Origin of the sequence: Acidovorax delafieldii (genome assembly GCF_007993815.1) — a bacterium.
GTDB classification, from domain to species: domain Bacteria; phylum Pseudomonadota; class Gammaproteobacteria; order Burkholderiales; family Burkholderiaceae_C; genus Acidovorax; species Acidovorax delafieldii.
In genome coordinates this window covers 20385-43186 of sequence record NZ_VJWE01000016.1, presented here as the reverse complement: position 1 = coordinate 43186, position 22802 = coordinate 20385, and the positions used below count along the sequence as shown (strand labels likewise).

The 22802-nt window shown below is 65.9% G+C and carries 23 protein-coding genes; 12 read left to right on the top strand and 11 right to left on the bottom strand.

Annotation, left to right across the window (positions count from 1 at the left end; all coding sequences use genetic code 11):
- Positions 1 to 77 precede the first annotated feature (77 nt).
- Positions 78 to 2291 (bottom strand): RelA/SpoT family protein, encoded by a 2214-nt coding sequence (locus tag ATF69_RS17865; protein ID WP_056064207.1) that lies wholly within the window; start codon positions 2289 to 2291, stop codon positions 78 to 80.
- Complete coding sequence (locus ATF69_RS17860) at positions 2288 to 3256, bottom strand: alpha/beta fold hydrolase (RefSeq protein WP_146871822.1); 969 nt, start codon at positions 3254 to 3256, stop codon at positions 2288 to 2290. The genes ATF69_RS17865 and ATF69_RS17860 overlap by 4 nt, the downstream gene beginning before the upstream one ends.
- Before the next feature lie 116 nt (positions 3257 to 3372).
- On the opposite strand from ATF69_RS17860, the gene ATF69_RS17855 reads away from it, so the two are divergent.
- On the top strand, positions 3373 to 4155 hold the full coding sequence (locus ATF69_RS17855; protein WP_056064213.1) for a 3-hydroxybutyrate dehydrogenase: 783 nt from the start codon (positions 3373 to 3375) through the stop codon (positions 4153 to 4155).
- Between the two features lie 116 nt (positions 4156 to 4271).
- Here ATF69_RS17855 and ATF69_RS17850 read toward each other — a convergent pair whose 3' ends face one another.
- Positions 4272 to 4985, bottom strand: coding sequence for an SIMPL domain-containing protein (locus ATF69_RS17850; RefSeq protein ID WP_146871983.1), 714 nt, complete (start codon positions 4983 to 4985; stop codon positions 4272 to 4274).
- A 217-nt stretch (positions 4986 to 5202) separates the two neighbouring features.
- Between ATF69_RS17850 and ompR the strand changes: the two genes are divergently transcribed.
- Together ompR and ATF69_RS17840 are read left to right on the top strand one after the other, a co-directional pair.
- A complete protein-coding gene (gene ompR, locus ATF69_RS17845; protein ID WP_015014739.1) occupies positions 5203 to 5934 on the top strand; it encodes an osmolarity response regulator transcription factor OmpR in 732 nt (243 codons plus the stop codon).
- 6 nt (positions 5935 to 5940) lie between these two features.
- Positions 5941 to 7470: a sensor histidine kinase gene (locus ATF69_RS17840; RefSeq protein ID WP_121942603.1), complete on the top strand. Its 1530-nt coding sequence runs from the start codon at positions 5941 to 5943 to the stop codon at positions 7468 to 7470.
- Positions 7471 to 7531: 61 nt separating this feature from the next.
- On the opposite strand, the gene gudD is transcribed toward ATF69_RS17840, so the two are convergent.
- From gudD to kdgD, 3 genes are all read right to left on the bottom strand, one after another.
- Positions 7532 to 8884, bottom strand: a complete 1353-nt coding sequence (gene gudD, locus ATF69_RS17835; RefSeq protein WP_099730614.1) for a glucarate dehydratase — start codon at positions 8882 to 8884, stop codon at positions 7532 to 7534.
- Between the two features lie 49 nt (positions 8885 to 8933).
- Positions 8934 to 9923, bottom strand: a complete 990-nt coding sequence (locus tag ATF69_RS17830) for a Bug family tripartite tricarboxylate transporter substrate binding protein (protein WP_208758745.1) — start codon at positions 9921 to 9923, stop codon at positions 8934 to 8936.
- Between the two features lie 85 nt (positions 9924 to 10008).
- On the bottom strand, positions 10009 to 10920 hold the full coding sequence (kdgD, locus tag ATF69_RS17825; RefSeq protein WP_056745084.1) for a 5-dehydro-4-deoxyglucarate dehydratase: 912 nt from the start codon (positions 10918 to 10920) through the stop codon (positions 10009 to 10011).
- A 221-nt stretch (positions 10921 to 11141) separates the two neighbouring features.
- On the opposite strand from kdgD, the gene ATF69_RS17820 reads away from it, so the two are divergent.
- On the top strand, positions 11142 to 12179 hold the full coding sequence (locus ATF69_RS17820; protein ID WP_146871821.1) for a LacI family DNA-binding transcriptional regulator: 1038 nt from the start codon (positions 11142 to 11144) through the stop codon (positions 12177 to 12179).
- Between the two features lie 45 nt (positions 12180 to 12224).
- Here the strand turns inward: ATF69_RS17820 and ispF are convergent, their stop codons facing one another.
- Positions 12225 to 12704, bottom strand: coding sequence for a 2-C-methyl-D-erythritol 2,4-cyclodiphosphate synthase (gene ispF / locus ATF69_RS17815; RefSeq protein WP_056064230.1), 480 nt, complete (start codon positions 12702 to 12704; stop codon positions 12225 to 12227).
- Positions 12705 to 12818: 114 nt separating this feature from the next.
- The gene (locus ATF69_RS17810) at positions 12819 to 13733 is read right to left on the bottom strand and encodes an IspD/TarI family cytidylyltransferase (protein ID WP_082522473.1); all 915 of its coding nucleotides are present in this window, start codon (positions 13731 to 13733) and stop codon (positions 12819 to 12821) included.
- Between the two features lie 97 nt (positions 13734 to 13830).
- On the opposite strand from ATF69_RS17810, the gene mfd reads away from it, so the two are divergent.
- From mfd to serB, 6 genes are all read left to right on the top strand, one after another.
- Positions 13831 to 17295 carry a transcription-repair coupling factor gene (gene mfd / locus ATF69_RS17805; RefSeq protein WP_099730617.1) on the top strand — a complete coding sequence of 1155 codons (3465 nt, stop codon included), beginning with the start codon at positions 13831 to 13833 and terminating at the stop codon, positions 17293 to 17295.
- A gap of 73 nt (positions 17296 to 17368) precedes the next feature.
- A complete protein-coding gene (locus tag ATF69_RS17800) occupies positions 17369 to 18031 on the top strand; it encodes a hypothetical protein (RefSeq protein WP_146871820.1) in 663 nt (220 codons plus the stop codon).
- Positions 18032 to 18112: 81 nt separating this feature from the next.
- Complete coding sequence (locus tag ATF69_RS17795) at positions 18113 to 18367, top strand: ParD-like family protein (RefSeq protein ID WP_015014749.1); 255 nt, start codon at positions 18113 to 18115, stop codon at positions 18365 to 18367.
- The gene (gene map, locus ATF69_RS17790; RefSeq protein ID WP_056064239.1) at positions 18364 to 19161 is read left to right on the top strand and encodes a type I methionyl aminopeptidase; all 798 of its coding nucleotides are present in this window, start codon (positions 18364 to 18366) and stop codon (positions 19159 to 19161) included. The genes ATF69_RS17795 and map overlap by 4 nt, the downstream gene beginning before the upstream one ends.
- Positions 19162 to 19259: 98 nt before the next feature.
- Entirely contained in the window at positions 19260 to 19448 is a 189-nt protein-coding gene (locus tag ATF69_RS17785) for a DUF3149 domain-containing protein (protein WP_056747190.1), read from the top strand.
- 159 nt (positions 19449 to 19607) lie between these two features.
- Positions 19608 to 20321 (top strand): phosphoserine phosphatase SerB, encoded by a 714-nt coding sequence (gene serB, locus ATF69_RS17780; protein ID WP_146871819.1) that lies wholly within the window; start codon positions 19608 to 19610, stop codon positions 20319 to 20321.
- A 92-nt stretch (positions 20322 to 20413) separates the two neighbouring features.
- On the opposite strand, the gene ATF69_RS17775 is transcribed toward serB, so the two are convergent.
- A complete protein-coding gene (locus ATF69_RS17775) occupies positions 20414 to 20932 on the bottom strand; it encodes an RrF2 family transcriptional regulator (RefSeq protein ID WP_146871818.1) in 519 nt (172 codons plus the stop codon).
- Between the two features lie 90 nt (positions 20933 to 21022).
- Here ATF69_RS17775 and ytfE point away from each other — a divergent pair, with 90 nt between their 5' ends.
- Positions 21023 to 21772, top strand: a complete 750-nt coding sequence (ytfE, locus tag ATF69_RS17770; RefSeq protein WP_056064247.1) for an iron-sulfur cluster repair protein YtfE — start codon at positions 21023 to 21025, stop codon at positions 21770 to 21772.
- A gap of 17 nt (positions 21773 to 21789) precedes the next feature.
- A complete protein-coding gene (locus tag ATF69_RS17765) occupies positions 21790 to 22275 on the top strand; it encodes a group III truncated hemoglobin (protein WP_099730620.1) in 486 nt (161 codons plus the stop codon).
- Positions 22276 to 22318: 43 nt separating this feature from the next.
- On the opposite strand, the gene ATF69_RS23170 is transcribed toward ATF69_RS17765, so the two are convergent.
- Complete coding sequence (locus ATF69_RS23170; RefSeq protein WP_165836502.1) at positions 22319 to 22492, bottom strand: LiaI-LiaF-like domain-containing protein; 174 nt, start codon at positions 22490 to 22492, stop codon at positions 22319 to 22321.
- Positions 22493 to 22587: 95 nt separating this feature from the next.
- Entirely contained in the window at positions 22588 to 22800 is a 213-nt protein-coding gene (locus ATF69_RS17760; protein WP_056064258.1) for a DUF3820 family protein, read from the bottom strand.
- Positions 22801 to 22802 lie beyond the last annotated feature (2 nt).

Below are 22802 nucleotides of genomic sequence, written 5' to 3'. Positions count from 1 at the left end.
CCCTCGGGCACGGCAGGCTACAAATCACACAACGCGCGGGAAGCGGGCTCACAGGCAAGGCCCGCGCGCGCCTCGCCTCAACGGCGGCGGGCAGAACGAACGCCCTGCACCCCAGCCACGATGCCGAGCACCTTGTTCAGGCGGCCTGAGTCGGACACTTCTACCGTGAACGTCATCCACGCCGTGCCTTTGACGGACTGGGTCTGCACACCGATCACATTGGTTTTTTCGCGGGCAAACACTTCCGAGATGTCGCGCAGCAGGCCCTGGCGGTCTGCGGCCTCCACCGCGACGTCCACCGGGTACACCGCCGTGGATGCCGATGGCTTGGGCACGCCCCACTCCACCTCGATCACACGCTCGGCATTGCGTGCCGCCATCTCGCGGAAGTTGCTGCAGTCGGCACGGTGCACGCTCACCCCTTTGCCGCGCGTGACAAAGCCACGGATGGTGTCCGGGGGTGCGGGCTTGCAGCACTTGGCCAGCTGCGTCATCAGGGAGTCGATGCCCACCACCAGCACACCGCCCTTGGGGGCCGCGTCGTTGGTGCGTGTTTTCTTGAGCAGCAGGTAATCATCGGGCTGCAGCACGGGCTCGGGCGGGCGCAGCACCGTTTCGATGTTGCGCAGCGAAAACTCGTCCTTGCCCACCACCTCAAACAGCGCGTCGGCCGACTTGAAGCCCAGTTGCACCGCCAGATCGTCGAGCTTGATGGCGGTCTTGCCTTCGCGCTGCAACAGCTTTTCGACCGCCTCGCGGCCCCGGGCCACTGTCTCGTGCGTGGCCTGTGCGTTGAACCAGGCACGCACCTTGGCCTTGGCGCGGTTGCTGGTGAGATAGCCCAGCTCGGCATTGAGCCAGTCGCGCGAGGGGCGCCCTTCCTTGACCGTGGAGATTTCAACAGTCTGCCCGTTTTGCAACGGGGTATTGAGCGGCACCATCACACCATCGACCTTGGCGCCCCGGCAGCGGTGGCCCAGGCTGGTGTGGACGGAGTAGGCAAAGTCCACCGGGGTGGCGCCCTGGGGCAGCTCCACCACGGCGGCATCGGGGGTCAGCACGTAGATGCGGTCCTCGAACAAGCCCCGGTTGGGCAACGCGCCCGCCAGGTCCCGCTCCCACGCCAGCAGCTGGCGCAGCACGGCAATCTTGGCGTCGTACTCGCCCGTTGCAGACACACCCGCATAACCTTTGGCCCCGGCCTCCTTATAGGCCCAGTGCGCTGCCACGCCATGCTCGGCGTGTTCGTGCATGGCCTGGGTGCGGATCTGGATCTCGATCGGCTTGCCGTTGTCGTCCCGCACGATGGTGTGCAGCGACTGGTAGCCGTTGGGTTTGGGCTTGGCGATGTAGTCGTCAAACTCCTCCACGATGGGCTTGAACTGCTCGTGCACCCAGCTCAGGGCGGCGTAGCAGTCCTTCACCGTGGGCACCACCACACGCAGCGCGCGGATGTCGAACACCTGGTCGAAGTTGAGCGACTTGCCACGCATCTTCTTGACGATGCTGTAGATGTGCTTGGGGCGGCCCGCCACGGTGGCGCTGATGCTGCGCGCACGCAGGTCGGATTCGAGCCGCGCGCGCAGCTGCTCCATGTAGACCTCACGCTCGCCACGCTTTTCGTCGAGCAGGCGGGCCACTTCCTTGTAGGTGTCGGGCTCCAGGAAGCGGAAGGACAGGTCCTCCAGCTCCCACTTCACCTGCCAGATACCCAGGCGGTTCGCCAGCGGCGCAAACACCTGCAACGACTCGCGCGCCAGGCTGGGCGACACGGGGCGCTTGCTGGCCGCATGAAAACGGAGCGTCTGCAAGCGCGAGGCCAGCCGCAGCATCACCACACGCAGGTCGCGCGAGAACGCCAGCAGCATCTTGCGCACGTTCTCCGTCTGCACGGCCGGGTCGTCCAGCGGCGCAGCCGCGCGGGCCTGCTGCTGCACGCGCATCAGCTTGGTGGTCTCCACCGCCAGCGCCGCAAAGTTGGCGCCAAAGGCCTTGGCGATCACCTCCTCGGGTTTGTTCAGATGGATGCAGGCGTGCACCAGATAGCTGGCCGCCTGCATGGCTTCGGAACCGCCAATACCCTTGAGGATGGCGGCCACGGCATCGGCATGGGCCAGCGTGTTCTCGCCGGAGTCGAGCGTTTCGCCCGCCATCAGGGGTTCGGCAAAAGCGCGCGCGCGGGCCAGTGCGTTCACCTGCTCCGGCAGGGTGTGCGCCGTGGCGGCGATGAGCTGGGGGACAGCGTCGGCCTGGGGGGTGAGAGACGCTGGTGCAGGGGGGTTGGTTTTCATCCGGCCACAGCACCTTCTGCCGCCGGCAGGAAATCCGCGACTGCGGCGACCTGGTCTTCCACCACCAGCGTGGGCGCGTGGCCCACACCGTCGAACTCCACCACGCGGGCCCGGGGCCCGCGCTGCGCCATGGCCTGCGCCGTATCGCGTGAGAGCAGGTCGGACTGCCCACCACGCAACAGCAACGTCTGGGCCGTGATGTGGTCATACAGCTGCCACAGTGCCGCCTCGCCCGCCGCCGCAGCCTCCTGCGTCAACGTCTTGAACGGCACGGCGATCGCCGGGTCATAGTGCAGCGCGAGGCCGCCTCCGGCGGACTGCGGCAGCGCGCGCACCATGGCGCGCGACAGCTCCAGCCACTGGGCGGGCGTGTGGGGGCCAAAGCTGGTGGAGATGGCCCACATTGCATCGGCCGCCTGCTGCAGCGATGCAAACCGCGCGGGCTGCCCCAGATACTGTCCGATGCGCTGCAGCGCCTGCCACTGGATGACAGGCCCCACATCGTTCAGCACCAGCCGGCGCACAGGCACCGGCAAGGGCAGAGCGGGCTGGCCGGTGATGCCCATGCCGATGAGCCCGCCCATGCTCGTGCCCACCCAGTCCAGCGTGGTGATAGGGGCTTGCTGGTGCAACTGCGCAAGCAATGCCAGCATGTCCGCCGCGTATTGGGGAATCTGGTAGCCCATGGGGTCGGCCAGCCAGTCGCTGCGCCCCCGGCCCACCACGTCGGGGCAGATCACCCGTGCATGCTGGCTCAGCACGCGGGCCAAGGTATCAAAATCCCGCCCCTGGCGCGACAGGCCATGCACGCAGACGATGACGTGCGGGTGCGCCGGGTTGCCGGTGGCGTTCCACTCCCAATACGCCATGCGGTGCTGCTGTGCGGGAGCGGGTGCGCGGTCTGGAGTCTCCGGCGAGGCCGCGGGGCCTGGGCACAGTACGTAGTTCAGCGTAGGTTCAATCATGGGTGCGAAATCCGGGGGCAGCGCTCGATAATGCTGTGGTCGTTGGCACCCATCGCTTGCCCCTGAGTGCCGACTTTTTCTTGTCGTCGCATCGTAATTCATTCGGAGAGACTCCCATGCTGAAAGGCAAAACTGCCCTCGTCACCGGCTCCACCAGCGGCATTGGTCTTGGCATCGCCAAGGCCCTGGCGCGCCAGGGCGCCAACATCGTGCTCAACGGCTTTGGCGATGTGGATGGCCCCCGCGCCGAGGTGCTGGCAGCTGGCGAGGCTGCGGGCGCCCAGGTGGCTTACCACGGCGCCGATATGAGCCGTGTGGCCGACATCGAAGACATGATGAAGTACAGCGCCAGCCAGTTTGGCCGCGTGGACATTCTGATCAACAACGCAGGCATCCAGCATGTGGCCAATGTGGAGAACTTTCCCGTCGAACGCTGGGACTCCATCATCGCCATCAACCTGACCAGTGCCTTCCACACCTCGCGCCTGGCCCTGCCCGCGATGAAGAGCGCCAACTGGGGCCGCATCATCAACGTGGCGTCGGTGCACGGCCTGGTGGGATCGGCTCAGAAGTCCGCCTATGTAGCCGCCAAGCACGGCATCGTGGGCCTGACCAAGGTCACCGCGCTGGAAAACGCCACCACCGGCGTGACCTGCAACGCCATCTGCCCAGGCTGGGTGCTGACGCCACTGGTGCAAAAGCAGGTGGACGCCAAGGCCGCCGAACACGGCATATCCAATGAAGAAGCCAAGAAGCTGCTGCTGGGCGAGAAGGAGCCTTCGATGCAGTTCACTACGCCCGAGGAGTTGGGCGAACTGGCCGTGTTCTTCTGCTCCCCCGCCGCCAACAACGTGCGTGGCGTGGCGTGGAACATGGACGGCGGCTGGGCTGCTCAGTAAGCCGGTGCTGAGCAATCGCTCTGCTTTTGATAGCTGCCAGCGCTTATTGCACTAGCGCTTGCAGCCGTTTTTATTTCAAACAGGGCACACCCAGCGACTCAGGGGGCTCAGAGGCCTCAGCGCATCTGCACCGAGCCCGACACGTTCACCGTGACCTGGGCCTTGCCCGCTTCCACCGGCACGGCTGAGTCCGAGAACGACGCCGCCTTGGCCTCGGCGGCCATCATGCGGGGCCGGGGGCCGGGCGACATTTCATTGCTGTTCACCGCCACTTCGCGCAAGCTGTAGTTCGCAAATCCAAAGCCCTTGGCCAGTTCGGCCGCACGGGCCTTGAACTGCTCGATGGCCTGGGTCTGGGCCTCGGACTCCACCTTGGCGCGGGCCTCGCGCGACAGGCCAAACGCCACCTGGCTGATCGCCAAGGTCTGAATCTTGCCGGCGGTGGCCGTGATGCGTGCAAAGTCACGGCCCTCCAGCACCAGTTCGGCCCGGCCCTGCCAGCCGTTGATCTTGCCGTCCTTGCCATAGCGGGGGTACAGCCCGAACGGACCGGTGCGCACCTCCAGCTGGCCTGGCTGCGCATTGCGCTTGGCCTCGGTCAGTGCAGCATCCAGCGCCTGCTTGAGTTGGGTTTGCACGGTGGCGGCATCGGCGGCCTCTTTGCTGGTGGCAAGGTTGAGCACCAGCAGGTCTTGCTGCACCTCCACCGTGCCCGCGGCCGACAGCTGCACCACATTGCGCGGCTCAGGGGTCGGCGCATTTTGGGCAAAAGCGGCGCTTGCGCAGGCGATCAATGCACTGGCAGCTATCAATTTGGTAGTGTTTTTCATCATCACACGGTCCTTGTCATTGGTGCACGCCCCGGTTGCCAGGGGTGCGGGGCACCACCTTAACCGCAGTGCGCGACGCCCTTGACAAAGCCATGTCGCACGAGGTGCGAAGCTGGGCAAAACTTGTAACAGTTGGTCAAACCCGGCCTCCAAACCCGAACTTCGGCGTTCCAACTGGTCAGAATTGGCTCTGTTACAAATTGGACTTGAGATCAACATGGCCACAACACCCAATCGCACCGACAAAGTTCTGGTAGTGGACGACGACGCCCGCATCCGCGACCTGCTGCGCCGCTACCTCACCCAAGAGGGTTTTGAAGTCATGGTTGCCGAAGACGGCAAGGCCCTCAACCGCCTGCTGCTGCGCGAGACGGTGGACATCATCGTGCTGGACCTGATGATGCCTGGCGAAGACGGTTTGTCGATCTGCCGCCGCCTGCGCGCCGCCAACGACCGCACTCCCATCATCATGCTCACTGCCAAGGGCGAGGACGTGGACCGCATCGTGGGCCTGGAAGTGGGCGCCGACGATTACCTGGGCAAGCCCTTCAACCCGCGCGAGCTGCTCGCCCGCATCCACGCCGTGCTGCGCCGCCGCCCCGCCCAGGAGGCCCCAGGCGCCCCATCGGGCGACAACGAAGTCGTCACCTTTGGCCCCTTCACCTTCGATCTGGGCACGCGCGCACTGCAGCGCAATGGCGAAGAACTGCCTTTGACCACCGGCGAATTCGCCATGCTCAAGGCCCTGGTGCGCCACCCGCGCCAGCCCCTGTCGCGCGAAAAGCTGGCTCTGCTGGCCCGCGGCCGCGAGTTCGAGCCCTTCGACCGCAGCCTGGACGTGCAGGTGTCGCGCCTGCGCAAGCTGGTGGAAGTGGACGCCGCTGCGCCCCGCTACATCCAGACCGTATGGGGCGTGGGCTACGTGTTTGTGCCGGACGGAACGAGCTGATAGTTCATGGCCAACACCGAGGGCAAGCCGAGATCTTCGTCCCGCAAGTCTGTCACCGCCCCCTCCGACGCCACCAGCCCTGCCCCGCTGGAGGCCATTCGGCGGGCGCGGGAACAGCGTGCGCGCGTCGGTCTGAACCTTTTCTGGCGCACGTTTTTTCTGCTGGCCCTGCTGCTGGTGGGCAGCATCCTGGCGTGGCTGCAAACCCTGCGCGCGCTGGAGTTTGAACCGCGCACGCTGCAGACCGCGCAGCAGATTGCATCGCTGGTCAACCTGAGCCGCGCCGCGCTGGTGCACTCCGACGCCATCGCGCGCGTGTCGCTCATCAAGACCATGGCCGACCAGGAGGGGGTGCGCATCCTGCCGCGCGAGCCCAAGGACAAGTACGCGCTGCTCGATCCGACGGCCCTGGGCAACCGCCTGACCGACGAGCTGACAATGCGCCTGGGCCCGGACACCATCGTGGCGCAAAGCGTGAACGGAGAAAACGGCCTGTGGGTCGGCTTCAACATCAACGGCGACCCCAACTGGCTGTTGATGGACCGCTCGCGCTTCAGCCCGGCAGGGGGACGCACCTGGCTGATCTGGCTGATCACGGCCGCCGCGCTGTCTCTGGCCGGTGCCGCGGCCATTGCGCGGCTGATCAACCGCCCGCTCAAGCAGCTGTCCTATGCGGCCAACCGCGTCAAAGACGGTGACTTTGCCGCCAGCCACCTCGACGAAGAAGTGGTGACCAGCGAAATCCGCGAGGTGAACATCGGCTTCAACCGCATGGCCCAAAAGCTGGCCAAGCTGGAACAGGACCGCGCCGTGATGCTGGCGGGCATTTCGCACGACCTGCGCACGCCGCTGGCGCGCCTGCGGCTGGAAACGGAAATGAGCGTGACCGACGAAGTGGCCCGCGAGCACATGGTGGCCGACATCGTGCAGCTAGACGCCACCATCGACAAGTTTCTGGACTACGCACGGCCCGACCACGTGACGCTCACGCCGGTGAACCTGCATGCGGTGGTGTCGTCGTGTGTGTACGCGGTGCAGGACCACCGCGAGCTGCAGATCACCATGGTGGTGCCTGAGGACCTGAACGTGCTGGCAGACGAGGTGGAATTGGCCCGTGTGATCTCCAACCTGCTGGAGAACGCCCGGCGCTACGGCAAGAACGAGGACACGGGCATCACCAACGTGGACATCGCCGCCAAGAGCCGCGAAAACTGGGTGCTGATCAAGTTGCGCGACCACGGCGCTGGCGTGCCGCCTGAGCAGCTGTCCAACCTCACCAAGCCGTTCTTCCGGGGCGACTCGGCGCGCACGGCGGCGGCGGGTGCGGGCCTGGGGCTGTCGATTGTGGACAAGACGGTGCAGCGCATGGGCGGCATTTTTGCGCTGGCCAACTCCAGCACCGGAGGCCTGGTGGCCCACCTGCAACTGCAGCGCGCCACCAGCCTGCCCGAAGGCGTGGACCCCAAGCAGCGCCTGCAGCGCCCATCCGTCAAGCGCCAGCTGCCCCGGCGACGGGCGGAAGACAGGATGGCCTGATCCCCTGCCCTGCCCCCAACACAAAGCCCTCCACTGGAGGGCTTTGTGTTTTGGAACCGCCTCAGCGCACCATGCAAGGTGACTTGTTGTTGAACTTCCAGCCGGGGATCAGGTACTGCATCGCAATCGCGTCGTCGCGTGCCCCCAGGCCGTGCTGCAGGTACAGGCGGTGGGCGCGCTCAACCTCGTCCATGTCCAGCTCTACCCCCAGACCGGGCTTCTTGGGCAGGTCAATGAAACCATTCCTGATCTGGAACGGCTGCTTCGTCAGGCGCTCGCCGTCCTGCCAGATCCAGTGCGTGTCGATCGCGGTCACGCGGCCCGGGGCAGCGGCGCCCACGTGGGTGAACATGGCCAGCGAAACATCGAAATGGTTGTTGGAGTGCGAGCCCCAGGTCAGGCCGAAGGCCTGGCACATCTGCGCCACACGCACTGATCCGGCCATGGTCCAGAAATGCGGGTCTGCCAGCGGAATATCCACCGACTGCAGCGCCAGGCTGTGCGCCATTTCGCGCCAGTCGGTGGCCACCATGTTGGTAGCGGTCGGCAGGCCGGTGGCGCGGCGGAACTCGGCCATCACCTCGCGGCCCGAGAACACGCCTTCTGCGCCGCAGGGGTCTTCGGCATAGGCCATCACGCCATGCAGGTCGCGCGTGAGGCGGATGGCGTCTTTCAACAGCCAGCCGCCATTGGGGTCCAGCGTCACGCGCGCTTCGGGGAAGCGCTCGTGCAGCGCGCGGATGGCCTCGACCTCTTCCTCGCCACGCAGCACACCGCCCTTGAGCTTGAAGTCAGCAAAGCCATAGCGCTGGTAAGCGGCCTCGGCCAGGCGCACGATGCCCTCAGCCGTCATCGCCTTTTCGTTGCGCAGGCGGAACCAGTCGTTGTCAGCGCCGGGCTCGGTGCGGTAGGCCAAATCGGTCTTGGTGCGGTCGCCCACATAGAACAGGTAGCCCAGCATTTGCACCGATGTGCGCTGAACGCCGTCGCCCAGCAGCGCGGCCACGGGCACGCCCAGGTGCTGGCCCAGCAGATCGAGAAAGGCCGACTCCACCGCCGTCACGGCATGGATGGTGATGCGAAGGTCAAAGGTCTGCAGGCCACGCCCGCCCGCATCGCGGTCGGCAAACTGGGCGCGCATGGCATTGAGCACGGCGTTGTGGTGACCCACGGGCTGGCCCACGATGAGCGGTCGCGCATCTTCGATGGTCTGGCGGATCTTCTCGCCGCCGGGTACTTCGCCCACGCCTGTGTTGCCCGCGCTGTCACGCAGGATGAGCAGGTTGCGCGTGAAGAACGGACCGTGCGCGCCGCTCAGGTTCATGAGCATGCTGTCGTGGCCCGCTACAGGCACCACGCGCAGCTCGGTGATAACGGGGGTGCTGGTGGCAGATGGATTGGAAGAGTTGGTCATGGTGGTCAGAAAACGAGGATGAGGCGCGCCCGGCGCCTCGTGGCAGGGCTCAATCAGCGGTGATTTTTCGGGTCTCGATCACGGTCTTCCAACGGGCGAATTCGCGCGCTTGGTAGGCGGTGAAGGCTTCGGGCGTGCTGCCGACAATCTCCAGGCCCTGGTCCAGCATGCGCTTTTTCACGGCAGGGTCGTTGATGGCCGCGATGGCGGCGTCAGCGAGCTTCTTCTTGAGTGCTGGCGGCAGGCCCTTGGGTGCGGCCATGCCCTGCCAGGAGTACACCTCAGCACCGGTCACGCCCGCTTCGGCCAGCGTGGGTACATCCGGCAGCACAGGGCTGCGCTTGTCGCCCGTCACAGCGATGGCGTGCAGCTTGCCCGCACGGATGTGATGCAACACGGCGTTCACGTTCTGGAACGAGAACTCCACCTGCCCGCCCAGCAGGTCGTTGATGGCCGGTGCGCCACCCTTGTAGGGAATGTGCAGGCCTTCGGTGCCACTCTGCTGCCAGAACACTTCGGCAGAAAGGTGGTCTGACGAGCCGTTGCCCGAGCTGGCAAAATTCACCTTGCCCGGGTTGGCCTTGAGCTGGGCGATCACCTCCTTCACGGTGCGCGCCTTCTGCCCGGGGGCTGCGACCAGCACGTTGGGCGCCTGTACCGGCACGGTGATGTAGTCAAAGTCCTTGAGGGCGTCGTATGGCACGCTCTTGAGCAAATGCGGCGCCACGACAAAGGCACCCAGCGACGACACCAGCAGCGTGTAGCCATCGGCTGGCGCGCGCTTGACCATGCCCGCGCCCAGTGTGCCCGTGGCACCCGGGCGGTTGTCCACCACGAAGTTCTGGCCCAACTTGTCGCCCATGTGCAGGGCTATGGCGCGGGCCACCATGTCGGTGGAACCGCCGGCCGGGAACGGCACGACGATGGTCACGGGTTTATCGGGCCAGGTGGCAGCAGCGGGCGCGGCGGTCTGCGCAGATGCGGCAAAGGCAAGGCCACAGGCGGCAGCTACAAGCAACAGTTTCTGGGCAACGAACATGAGGGTGTCTCCGAAAGTAGTGATGGCAGGCCCTCTGCGGAGCCTCGGGGGTGGATGAGAAAAGGAAGGAATCAGTCGGCCGCGTTCACTGCGGCCCGAGCTTGTCAATCAGCGCCTTGAGCTCTTGCATCTCATGGGGCTTGAGGTCCGTCAGCGGCGCCCGCACCGGGCCGCCGTCATGGCCCACGATGCGCGCACCCGCCTTGATGATCGACACGCCATAGCCCTCGACCCGGTTGCGGATGGCCAGGTACGGCATGAAGAACGACTTGAGCAGCCGGTGCTGCGTGGCCGTGTCATCGCTGGCCACCGCCTTGTAGAACTCCATCGCCGTCTTGGGGATGAAGTTGAACACCGCCGACGAATACACCGGCGTGCCCAGCGCCTTGTAGGCAGCGGCATACACCTCCGCCGTGGGCAGACCGCCCAGGTACGAAAAGCGGTCACCCATCTTCATGTAGATGGAAGACATGGTCTCGATGTTGCCCACACCGTCCTTGAACCCCACCAGGTTCGGACAACGCTCGGCCAGGATGGCCAGGGACTCGGCCGTGAGCTTGGTGCGGTCGCGGTTGTAGACGATCACACCAAACTTCACGCTCTTGCAGACCTGCTCCACATGGGCGATCAGGCCTTCCTGGCCAGCTTCGGTCAGGTAATGCGGCAACAGCAGGATGCCATGGGCGCCCAGGCGCTCGGCCTCCTGGGCATGGGCAATGGCCGTGCGGGTGGGGCCACCGGCACCGGCAATGATCGGCACCTTGCCCCGGCAGGTATCCACGGCCGTCTTGATGACCTCGCTGTACTCGGGGCCCGAGAGCGAGAAGTACTCACCCGTGCCACCGGCGGCAAACAGGGCGCTGGCGCCATAGGGGGCGAGCCACTCCAGGCGCTCGATGTAGGTCTTGGGGCGGAAGTTGCCCTGCTCGTCAAAGTCGGTGATGGGGAACGAGAGCAGGCCGGAGCCCATGATGGTTTTGAGTTCTTGCGGGGTCATGGTGAAAAGCGGGCGGTGGGTAAGAGGTCTTTAGAAGTCGTACAAGTCACAGAATTTCTGCTCTATGCGGAGAAATTTCTGCGATTTATGCAAATGTTAACGTTAACATCATCAGACAACATAGTGAAAACCCTTATGTTGACGAATTTCACTGGAGTGCCGTCGCACAGTAGCGTGCACGGTGCCAGCCCGAAGTCACGCGCCCTTTAGACTCCACCACCATGCAAGCTCCTGATCCGGCCCGCACTGCCCCACCCTCCGGCCGCGACCGCTCGGCGGTCACGCTGCGCGAGGTGGCCGAACGGGCAGGCGTGTCGATGATTACCGTGTCTCGCGCCATCAACACGCCGCAGCAGGTGTCTGAGCGCACACGGCAACGGGTTCAGGAAGCCGTTTCCGCATTGGGCTATGTGCCCAACCTGGTGGCAGGCGGGTTGCGTTCGGCGCGCAGCCATGTGGTGACGGCACTGGTCCCCACGCTCACGGGGCCTCTGTTTGGTGAAATGGTGCAGGCCCTCACCGATGCGCTGGAACTGCGCGGCTTTCAGGTCATGGTGGGCCAGGTGGGCTACGCCCGTTCACGCGAAGACGAGTTGCTGCGCGCCATCGTGGGCCGGCGGCCCGATGGGATCGTGCTCACGGGGGTCATGCACTCACCCGAGGGGCGGCGGTTGCTGATGGCCTCGGGCATTCCGGTGGTGGAAACCTGGGACTTCACGGACACCCCGATCGACATGCTGGTCGGCCTGCGCCACGAAGCGCTGGGCGCCGCCGTGTGCGAGCACCTGTTCGCCAGGGGACGGCGACGGCTGGCGCTGCTCAGTGGCGGAGACGAGCGCGCGGCGCGGCGCGCTCAGGGCTTTGCCGACGCCGCCGCGCACCTGGGTCTGCGCCCGCCCGCCGTGCGACTGGGTAAATCACCCACCACCCACGCAGATGGCCGTGCCGGGCTCGCAGCCCTGCTGGCCGACGTGCCCGATATCGACGCAGTGTTCTGCAGCTCCGACATGCTCGCCCTGGGCGTGCTCACCGAAGCCAGGGCCCGCGCAATCGCAGTGCCTAAGCAACTCGCTGTGATGGGGTTTGGCGACATCGACTTTGCCGAGACCGTCAGCCCGGCTCTTTCCAGCGTGCGCATCGATGGCACACGCATAGGCCAGACAGCAGCTCAGTGGATTGCCGACCGGGCCGAGGGCAAGGCAGTCGCCCAGCCCGTGGTGGACATCGGCTTTTCCATCGTGGAGCGCAGCAGCAGCTGAGCGCTGCAAGACACTGCGGCAAAGGCCGGGCCAATCCCCTGCGGCTTACGCCCGGTAGACCAGCGCTATGGCCCGTGCCTCCATGGCCAGCCCCTGCCCCACCGGGCCCAGGCGCTCGGCCGTCTTGGCTTTCACATTGACCTGGTCCTCTGCCACACCCACCGCGCGGGCGATAGCGGCCCGCATGCCAGGGATGTGCGCCGCCAGGCGTGGGGCCTGGGCGACGACCGTGCTGTCGATGTTGCCGATCTCAAAGCCCGCTGCGCGCACCCGCCGCGCCGCCTCGGCCAGCAGCACGCCCGAGTCTGCGCCCCGGAACGCAGCATCGGTGTCGGGGAAATGGCGGCCAATGTCTCCCAGTGCCGCCGCGCCCAGCAGCGCGTCGGTGATGGCGTGCAGCAATACGTCGGCGTCCGAGTGGCCCAGCAGGCCTGTCGGGTGAGGGATCTCCACCCCACCAATCACCAGGCGGCGGCCGGGCACCAGCGCATGTACGTCCCAACCTTCTCCAATCCTGAAATTCATTTGTCTGCCTTTGTGAAGGTTTGTGTGAGGAGTCGCGGGGAACGTCGGACGGTTTCCCCCGATGAGCAACGCAGTCAGCGCGCCAGTGATGCCGGCAGCGCCATGCGCAGCGGACTAAAAAAGATTCTTCTTGCCAGGGGCCGTACTCACCTGCCCCCGCTCCCCGCCAAAGCGCTCCAGCGTGGTGCTGTGCGCACGCTGGGCCAGCACCGCAGCCGCCAGCGCGAAATCGTCCGGGTAAGTGACCTTGAAATTCTGCGCCCCGCCGGGCACCAGCCGGGGGTGAAAACCCAGGGCCTCCATCGCACTGGCTTCATCAGTCACGTTGGAGCCCACCTTGTCGATGGCCTCCATCAGCGGGCCGATGCGGAACATCTGCGGCGTCTGCGCCAGCCACTTGTCGCTGCGGTCCACGGTGGAGGCCACGCGCACGCCGCCCGGGCCGTCGATGGAAGTCTTGAGCGTGTCGGCCAGCTTGTGCGCCAACAGGCCACCCACACTGTCGCCCGCGCATTGGTCGATGAGCGCATCGATCTGCTCTGAGGTCACGAGGCAGCGCGCTGCGTCATGCACCAGCACCCAGTCGCCAGGCTGGGCACCACGATCCAGCAGCGCCTTGAGGCCACCCAGCACCGTGTCGGCACGCGTGGGGCCACCACACTCCACCACAAAAAATGCGGGATGGGCATGGGCATCCAGAAAGTGATCCCCCGGCGCCACGGCCACCAGCGTCCCCAGCAAGCGCCCGACTCCGGCAAACGCAGCCAGTGTGTGCAGCACCATCGGATGGCCTGCCACCAGGTGGTATTGCTTGGGCAACGGGGCAACCGCCACGGGTGCATTGGCAGACAGCGCTGAGGTGGGCGAAAAAGCCGCCACGGTCGATGCCTGCACAGGCTGTGCAGAAGGGGCCATGCCTGCGCCTGCCGGCACGGCCCGCGACCCGACCCCTGCACAGGGCACCAAGGCCCAAAAACGCCCTTGGGCCGACAAGGGGGTGAGCGAAGGGTGCAACAGAGGAGCAGTCATGGAGCGCTCATTCTAAAATCTCCCGTTGCCCCCGATCCAGCCCGTGCGTGTTTCGCGCCCCTGGGGATGCGGTGGGCCCACTGACGACACCGTCCGCATGGAACTCCCCAAACTCTCCCCCGGAAAACGCTTTGCCCTGCCCCGCCCCGTGGGCAGCGCCGACTCCCTGCTGCTGGCACGCCTGGCCGAGCGCGACAAGGCCGCTGGCCACACCACCGCCATCGTCACGTCCGACGCCACCGATGCACAGCGGCTCATCGACGAAATGGCCTTTTTTGCGCCGGGCCTGCGCTGCGCACTGTTCCCCGACTGGGAGACGCTGCCTTACGACACCTTCTCCCCGCACCAGGACCTGATCAGCGAGCGGCTGGCCACGCTGTGGCGCATTTCGCAAGGCGAAGCCGATGTCGTGCTGGTGCCCGCCACCACCGCGTTGTACCGGCTCGCGCCGCCCTCCTTCCTCGCGGGCTACACCTTCCACTTCAAGGTCAAGCAAAAGCTCGACGAGGCCAAATTCAAGGCCCAGCTCACGCTGGCGGGCTACAGCCATGTCTCGCAGGTGGTGAGCCCGGGCGAGTACGCCGTGCGCGGCGGGCTGATCGACCTGTTCCCCATGGGCTCGCTCGTACCCTTCCGCGTGGACCTGTTCGACGACGAGATCGACAGCATCCGCACCTTCGACCCCGACAGCCAGCGCAGCCTGTACCCCGTGCCTGAGGTGCGCCTGCTGCCCGGCCGCGAGTTCCCCATGGACGACGAGGCGCGCGCCAAATTCCGCAGCCGCTGGCGCGAGATGCTCGAGGGCGACCCGACCAAGAGCCGCATCTACAAGGACATGGGCGCGGGCGTGGCCACGGCCGGCATCGAGTACTACCTGCCGCTGTTCTTCGACGAGACCGCCACCGTGTTCGACTACCTGGGCGGCGAAGCCACCGTGGTGCTGCACGGCGACCTGGAGCCCGCCTTCCAGCGCTTCTGGCAGGACACGAAAGACCGCTTTCGCCTAGTGCAGGGCGACCCCGAGCGCCCGGTGCTGCCACCCGAGGCGCTGTTCCTCTCGGCCGACCAGTTCTACACGCGCGCCAAGGAGCATGCCCAGCTGTCCATCCGCCCCGGCGTGGAGGATATTGCCGACAACCCGCACTTCCAGAAGCTGGGCGACCTGTCGGTGGTGCGTGGTGCCGAAGACCCGCTGGCCCGTCTACACGCCCACATCCGCAACACGCAACACCGCGTGCTGCTGCTGGCTGAGAGCGATGGCCGGCGCGAGAGCCTGCTCGACTTTCTGCGCGCCAGCGGGGTGAACCCGCCGGCCTTTGACTCGCTGGCCGAGTTCCAGGGCGCGGACGACGAGAAGGTGGGCATCGCCACCGCCGGCCTCACCGTGGGCTTCAGCTGGATCGAGGACGGCATCGACTTCGTCACCGAGACCGAACTCTTCGCCGCCGGCCCCACCACACGCCGGCGCAAGAAGCAGGAGCAGGTGAGCGACGTCGAGGCGCTGATCAAGGACCTGGCCGAGCTCAACGTGGGCGACCCCGTGGTGCACAGCGCCCACGGCATCGGCCGCTACCGCGGCCTGGTCAACATGGACGTGGGCAACAAGAACCCCGACGGCACGCCCGCCATGCAGGAGTTCTTGCACCTGGAATACGCCGACAAGGCCGTGCTCTACGTGCCCGTGAGCCAGCTGCAGCTGATCAGCCGCTACACCGGCGTGAGCGCCGACGAAGCACCGCTGCACAAGCTGGGCAGCGGCCAGTGGGAAAAGGCCAAGCGCAAGGCCGCCGAGCAGGTGCGCGACAGCGCGGCCGAGCTGCTCAACATCTATGCCCGCCGCGCGGCGCGCGAAGGCCACGCCTTCCGCTACAGCCCGCAGGACTACGAGACCTTTGCCAACGACTTCGGCTTTGAAGAAACGGCCGACCAGAACGCCGCCATCCACGCGGTGATCCAGGACATGATCAGCCCCCGCCCCATGGACCGCCTGGTCTGCGGCGACGTGGGCTTCGGCAAGACCGAGGTGGCCCTGCGCGCGGCCTTTGTGGCGGTGACGGGCGGCAAGCAGGTGGCCTTTCTTGCGCCCACCACCTTGCTGGCCGAGCAGCACTACCAGACGCTGGTGGACCGCTTCAGCAAGTGGCCGGTGAAGGTGGCCGAGGTGTCGCGCTTCCGCTCGGGCAAGGAGATCACCGCCGCCATCAAGGGCATCGGCGACGGCACGGTGGACATCGTGGTCGGCACGCACAAGCTGCTCTCCGAATCCACCAAGTTCCACAACCTGGGCCTCTTGATCATCGACGAGGAACACCGCTTCGGCGTGCGCCACAAAGAGCAGATGAAGGCCCTGCGCGCCGAGGTGGACGTGCTGACGCTGACGGCAACACCCATCCCGCGCACGCTGGGCATGGCGCTGGAAGGCCTGCGCGACCTCTCGGTCATCGCCACCGCGCCGCAGCGGCGCCTGGCGATCAAGACCTTTGTGCGCAACGAGGGCACGGGCGTGATCCGCGAGGCGGTGCTGCGCGAACTGAAGCGCGGCGGTCAGGTCTACTTCCTGCACAACGAGGTGGAGACCATCGAGAACCGCCGCCAGAAGCTCGAAGAGATCCTGCCCGAGGCCCGCATCGCCGTGGCCCACGGCCAGATGCCCGAGCGCGAGCTCGAACGCGTCATGCGCGACTTCGTGGCCCAGCGCTACAACATCCTCTTGTGCTCGACCATCATCGAGACCGGGATCGACGTGCCCACGGCCAACACCATCATCATGAGCCGCGCCGACAAGTTCGGCCTGGCGCAGCTGCACCAGCTGCGCGGGCGCGTGGGCCGCAGCCACCACCAGGCGTACGCCTACCTGATGGTGCCCGACACCGAGGGCCTGACCAAGCAGGCCGCGCAGCGGCTCGATGCCATCCAGCAGATGGAGGAACTGGGCAGCGGCTTCTACCTGGCCATGCACGACCTGGAGATCCGCGGCGCCGGCGAGGTGCTGGGCGAAAACCAGAGCGGCAACATGCTGGAGGTGGGCTTCCAGCTGTACAACGAGATGCTCAATGAAGCCGTCAAGGCGCTCAAGGCCGGCAAGGAGCCGGACCTGCTCAGCCCGCTGAGCGTCACCACCGACATCAACCTGCACGCCCCCGCCCTGCTGCCCGACGACTACTGCGGCGACGTGCACCTGCGCCTGTCGTTCTACAAGAAGCTGGCCACCGCCAAGACGCCCGACCAGATCGACGGCCTGCTCGAAGAGATCGTGGACCGCTTCGGCAAGCTGCCGCCGCAGGCGCAAACGCTGATCGACGTGCACCGCCTGCGCGTGCTGAGCCAGCCCTACGGCGTGGTGAAGGTGGATGCGGCGCCCGGCGTCATCAACATCACCTTCAAGCCCCAGCCGCCCATCGACCCGATGCGCATCATTGAACTGATTCAGAAGAACAAGCACATCAAGCTGGCGGGCAACGAGAAGCTGCGCATCGAGCGCGAGCTGAAGGAGCCCAAGGACCGCGCACAGATGGTGCGGGACATTCTGCGCAGCCTGGGGCAACCCGTGGTGGCTGCATAGCACTTTACAAGCCAGAGAGGCCACAAGCGCTAGTGAATCATGCGCTGATAGCTATCAAAAGAGAAGCAAAACAATGTGGCTGGAGTCTCTCGTCGCGCTGGTGGCCCTGACTACCGCCTTGCTCACGCGGCCCTGGCGCTTGCTGGCCAGCCGCACGCCGCTGGAGCACGAGTCCCATGGCGCGGCGTCCCCGCTGTGGACACCATTGCTCGCCACGCTGGTGTTTCTGCCCTGGCTGTGGGCGCTGCCCACGCTGCACGCCATGCCGCTGCAATTGCAATGGTCGGGCGCGTGCCTCGTGGTGCTGATGCTGGGCTGGCCGCTGGCCATCCCCGTGCTGCTGGCAGTGGGCGCCATTGCGGGCCTGCTCTCACCCGCCCTGGACTGGGCCGATGCGCTGGGCGCCGCCATCTGGCTGGGCGTGGTGCCCGCCACGCTGGCCCTGGCGCTGGGCGCGCTGGTCCGGCGCTTTGTCGGTACGCAGCCATTTGTGTACGTGCTGGGCCGCGCGTTTCTGGGCACCGTGGCCTGCGTGTTTGCTGCCGGTGTGCTGTCGCAATGGACCGGGCACCTGTTGCCCGGTGTGGGCAACGAACTGTCTCTGGTGGCCCGCTGGCTCATGGCCTGGGGCGACGGGTTTGTGACGGGCATGCTCACCGCGATCTTTGTGGCCTTCAAGCCCGAGTGGCTGGCCACCTGGTCCGACCAGCTCTATCTGAAGCGCCCTCCGCAGTAGCGCAGTGTTGCCAGCGCACACCACAGGCACTGCAGACACGCAGCGATACGAAACGTATATGTTTCGAATACAATTCGCTGCATGGGTATTGTCAAAATTTCAGACCAAATGCACGAGAACCTGCGCGTTGCCAGCAACGCCCTGTCTCGCTCCATCAACGCACAGGCAGAACACTGGATGCGCATCGGCATGCTGGCCGAGCTGCATCCCAACCTCGACCACAGCGACATCTGCCAGCTGCTGATCCGCGCCGAACAGGCCGGGGGCTTCGATCTGGACACGGTGGCGGCCTCCGTGGCCGCCAAGCCGGGCCACAGCGGGCGGCGCGTTCAATGAAATCGTCCCGCGTCACCCTGCGCTCCCCCGCCGAAATCGCCCAGGCGCGTGAGGCCGGCCGCCTGGCCGCCCGCGTGCTGCACATGATCACGCCGCACGTGCAGCCCGGCGTCAGCACCGAGGCACTGGACCGGCTCTGCCACGACTACATCGTGAACGAACTGCAGGTCACCCCCGCCAACGTGGGCTATCTGGGGTATCCCAAAACGGTGTGCACCTCGGTCAACCACGTGATCTGCCACGGCATTCCGTCGCCGGGGCAGGTGCTCAAGGCGGGCGACATCATCAACATCGATGTGGCCATCATCAAGGATGGATGGTTTGGCGACACCAGCCGCATGTACTTTGTGGGCGAGCCCAGCCCGCTGGCGCGCCGCCTGGTGGACACCACCTACGAGGCCATGTGCGCGGGCATTGCCCAGGTACGCCCCGGCGCCACGCTGGGCGATGTGGGCCATGCCATACAGACCGTGGCCCACCGCGAGCGGTTCAGCGTGGTGCGCGAATACTGCGGCCATGGCATCGGGCAGATCTACCACGACGAGCCCCAGGTGCTGCACTACGGGCAGCGTGGCCAGGGCCTGCGGCTGGAGGAAGGCATGGTCTTCACCATCGAGCCCATGATCAACGCCGGCAAGCGCGATACGCAGGAGCTGGCCGACGGCTGGACCGTGGTCACCCGCGACCGCTCGCTGTCCGCCCAGTGGGAACACATGGTGGCCGTGACGGCCGATGGGTTCGAGGTGCTCACGCCCTGGCCCGAAGGCACTGGCCGCTATCCCGCCATGGTTTGACCTGCATCTTGCCCGCACGCCGCAGTCTTTGACACAGCACAAGCAGCCGCCGCAGGGACCGTCCGATAGTGGTGAACACCACCACAAGGAGGGTCTCCATGAAGCTGCTGAACGATCTGTTTTCCACCGACTACGGCCTGATGAGCATCATCGGCATCGGGTTCATGATCTGCATGGCCGCATTTTTTGTGCGCATGTTCCTGGTCAAGATGAACGAGCCGCCCCAGCCCAACCCAGCCGCCAAGGCCCTCAAAGGCGGCGGCCAGAACCTGCCGCATCCCCGCTGAGGCACAGGATCTGGCGAGAGCCGCGCACGGGGCGCGGCCTCTGCCGCCCAGTCTCCGGGGTAGCGCCTGGAGCGAGCGTGGCGGGCACGGCGGGAAGAAAAGCCTGCCAGGGATACCATTGCGGGTTCTTACCCCGCATTTGTTCCCCCTTTTTCTGCCATGACCCACGCAACCGAATTCGCCCCTGGCCTCGTCATCCAGGGCATCGAGCCTCCGCTGTCCCTGTCCGCCTACAAGCTCATCGCTTTTGACATGGACTCCACCCTCATCAACATCGAGTGCGTGGACGAAATCGCCGATGCCGCCGGCCGCAAGGCCGAGGTGGCCGCCATCACCGAGGCGGCCATGCAGGGCGTGATCACCGACTACAAGGAAAGCCTGCGCCAGCGTGTGGCCCTGCTCAAGGGCGTGACGGTGCAGCACATGGAGCAGGTGTTCACCGAGCGTCTGCGCTTCAACCCCGGCGCCAAGGAGCTGATCACCGCCGCCAAGGCTGCGGGCCTCACCACGCTGCTGGTCTCGGGCGGCTTCACCTTCTTTGCCGACCGCGTGAAGGCGGGCCTGGGCATCGACTTTGCGCGCTCCAACATGCTGGAAGTGCACGACGGCCAACTGACGGGCCGCATAGTGGACCAGGCCTGGGGCGACATCTGCGACGGCGCAGAAAAGCGCCGCACGCTGCTGGAAGTGGCCTCGCTCATGGGCATTCCGCCGCAGCAGGCGATTGCCGTGGGCGACGGCGCCAACGACCTGCCGATGATGGGTGCCGCCGGCCTGTCGGTGGCCTACCACGCCAAGCCCGCCGTGCGTGCACAGGCCAAGGTGGCCATCAACCAGGGCGGGCTCGACCGCTTGCTGGAAGTGCTGCGCTGAGCAGCGTGGCGCCTCAGTACGTACAGGGCGCCACTGGATACTATTAATTTGATAGCTATCCAGGCATGTAGCACTAGCGCATCACGCCGTTTTTATTCAAACCCAGGTGCATCGGGCAATCCGGGCACCAACGAGGCCCTGCGGCGGGCACTTCCGGCGCGCGGGGCGGCCACCGTGGCCAGCAGCGCCACACCCTGGGGTGACGTGGGCGCCACCAGGTCCGCCAGCGTCACGCCATCCAGCACCGCCAGATAGGCCTGCATAGCCTGGCCCAGCACCCCTTTGAGCCGGCAGTGGCTGCTCAGGCGGCACTGGTTGGAGGCGGGGTCAAAACATTCCACCAGGTTGAAGTCCGTCTCGGTGGCACGCACCACCGCGCCAATGTGGATGGACGACGCCGGCACCATCAGCCGCATGCCACCGCCCCGCCCGCGCGTGGTCTCGAGCAGGCCCTGCGCCGACAGCTGCTGCACGATCTTCATCAGGTGGCTGCGCGAGATGCCATAGCCTTCGGCCACCTCCGTGATGGTGACGGGCTGCGCCCGCCCCTCGGTGGCGGCGCAATACATCAGCACGCGCAGCGTGTAGTCGGTCCATTGGGTCAGTCGCATGGGTTTGCCGCAGATCAATCAAAAAGATGCATACATCCTGAATTTTATTCGCTAAAATATTCACACGATATGAATCTTTAAAGGACCACCATGAACGCCCGCATCGACACCCTGCACGCCACAGCCCCCACCACCCCACTGCCGCTGAGCGCCGAGCAGCAGATCGGCCAGATCGCCGTGCAGTTGCCGGGCGCCACGGCGGTGTTTCGGCGCCTCAAGCTGGACTTCTGCTGCGGTGGCCAGGTGAGCCTGGCCAAGGCGGCTGCCGACAAGGGGCTGGACGCCGACGCCGTGCTGGCCGAGCTGGCGGCCCTGCAGCGCAGCGACGCCGTGCCCGAGGCAGCGTCGCCCAGCGCGCTCATCGACCACATCCTGGCGCGCTACCACGAGGTGCACCGCCAGCAGCTGCCCGAGCTGATCCGCATGGCCCGCCGCGTGGAGGCCGTGCACCGCGACCACCCGCAGGTGCCGGTCGGCCTGGCCGACCACCTGGAGGCCATGCACGAAGAGCTGCTGTCGCACATGCTCAAGGAAGAGCAGGTGCTGTTCCCCATGCTCAAGAACGGCGGCAACCCGTTTGTGGGCCAGCCCATCGGCATGATGCGCGCCGAACATGTGGACCATGGCGAGGCGCTGGACAAGCTCAACGCGCTGACGAATGACGCCACGCCTCCCCAAGGCGCATGCAACACCTGGCGCGCGCTCTACGCGGGCATTGCCCAGCTGGGCGACGACCTCATCAACCACATCCACCTGGAAAACAACGTGCTGTTTCCGCGGTTCGAAGCCAGCGCTGCACCCGCGCAAGCTTGTGCCACGTCAGCCTGCGGCTGCCAGTGAGCCGGCACACTGCCGCCATGACCGAAGAAGCCCACCCTACACAGACCGCCGGCAAGCTCGCCCCCAGCGCGGAGAGCATTACGCAACTGGTGCACGGCTTTTATGGGGATGTGCGGCGCGACCCGCTGCTGGGCCCGGTGTTTGAAAAGGCCCTGCACGGCCAGTGGGACGCCCACCTGCAGCGCCTGGTGGACTTCTGGAGCACCGTCGCGCTGGGCGCCCGCAGCTTCAAAGGCGATGTCTTCGGCAAACACATGGCGCTGGAGGGCGTCACACCCGCCCACTTTGCGGCCTGGGTGGCGCTGTGGCAACAGCACACCAATCGCTTGTTTGCGCCGGAGGTGGCGCACGACCTGCAGGTGGCGGCCCATGGCATTGCACGCAACCTGTTCCGGGGCTACTTTGCGAACGACCCCGGTTTTGTGCAGCCCCGCGACGAGGGCCATGGGCGCGATGAGCACGGCGCCCGCCACCAGGGCAGCGGAGAAACCCAGCGAGGTTGAAGACTGCCGACTGGCAACGCGGTCGCCAGCGCCCGCTTCTGGCTTATTTGCCCTTGTTGCCCGGCGTGAAGAACAGCGCCAGACCCACTGCTATCAGCGCCACAGGCCACCACACCCGCAGCAGCTCGCGAAGGCTGATGCTGATCAGTCCCAGGTTGGTCAGCAGAAAAAACACGCCCAGCACGACCAGAACGATCGCAGCGATATTGCCCTTCATGTGCATTCCCTCGGTGTGGTTGTTGGTATGACGACGTGCATTATGGTCGCCAGCAACCAAAGGAACGCCCCAGTTTTTGCAATGGTGCAGGCCTCTCAGCGCCCCCGCAAGGGCCGCAGCAGGTCCGACAGCCCGTTGTGATCAATCTCGTGCATCAGCGCCAGCAACTGGCCCAACTCGCCCTTGGGAAACCCCTCGCGCGCAAACCAGTTGAGGTAGTTGCCCGGCAGGTCCGCCAGCAGCGTGCCTTTGTGCTTGCCGTACGGCATCTCGGTGGTGACCAGTCGCTGCAGTTTGTCTGCGTCCATTG